The organism is Microvirga aerilata (genome assembly GCF_016743775.1).
GTDB lineage: Bacteria > Pseudomonadota > Alphaproteobacteria > Rhizobiales > Beijerinckiaceae > Microvirga > Microvirga aerilata.
Genome location: NZ_JAEQMY010000338.1, coordinates 1 through 803, shown reverse-complemented (window position 1 = coordinate 803; position 803 = coordinate 1). Strand labels below are relative to the sequence as shown.

Sequence of the window (803 nt, the reverse complement as noted above, 5' to 3'; positions counted from 1 at the left end):
GCGGGCGGCCTGCCCGCCGTGATGGCCGAGCTGATCGGCGCGGGCAAGATCCACGAGGATGCGCTGACCTGCACCGGCACCACCGTGGGCGAGAACTGCCGTGGCAAGCACACCTGGGATCGCGACGTGATCCGCTCCTACGACAATCCGCTGAAGGAAAAGGCGGGCTTCCTGAACCTGAAAGGCACCCTGTTCGACTCCGCGATCATGAAGACCAGCGTGATCAGCCCGGAATTCCAGGAGCGCTACCTCAACAACCCGGAGGATCCCAACGCCTTCGAGGGCAAGGTCGTGGTGTTCGAGGGGCCGGAGGATTACCACCACCGCATCGACGATCCGTCGCTCGGAATCGACGAGCACACCATTCTCATCATCCGCGGCGCCGGCCCTATCGGTTACCCCGGCGCTGCGGAGGTGGTGAACATGCAGCCGCCCGGCTCGCTCATCAAGCGGGGCGTGCTCTCCCTGCCGTGCATCGGCGACGGTCGCCAGTCCGGCACCTCGGGCACACCGTCGATCCTCAACGCCTCGCCTGAAGCGGCGGCAGGCGGCGGCCTGGCGCTGCTGCAGTCCGGCGACCGCGTCCGCATCGATCTCAACAAGCGCAGCGCCGACATCCTGCTGCCGCCGGAGGAGCTGGAGCGCCGTCGCGCCGACCTCGAAGCCCGGGGCGGCTTCCCGTATCCGGCGAGCCAGACCCCCTGGCAGGAGATCCAGCGGAGCATGGTGGACCAGCTCTCCGAGGGCATGACCCTGAAGCCCGCCGTGAAGTACCAGAAGGTGGCGCAGACCTTCGGCGTCGC

Annotated in this window: 1 protein-coding gene; it reads left to right on the top strand. The window is 67.7% G+C overall.

What is annotated here, in order from left to right:
• On the top strand, nt 1–803 hold an 803-nt coding region (locus JKG68_RS32700; protein WP_202066634.1), incomplete at both ends, for an IlvD/Edd family dehydratase.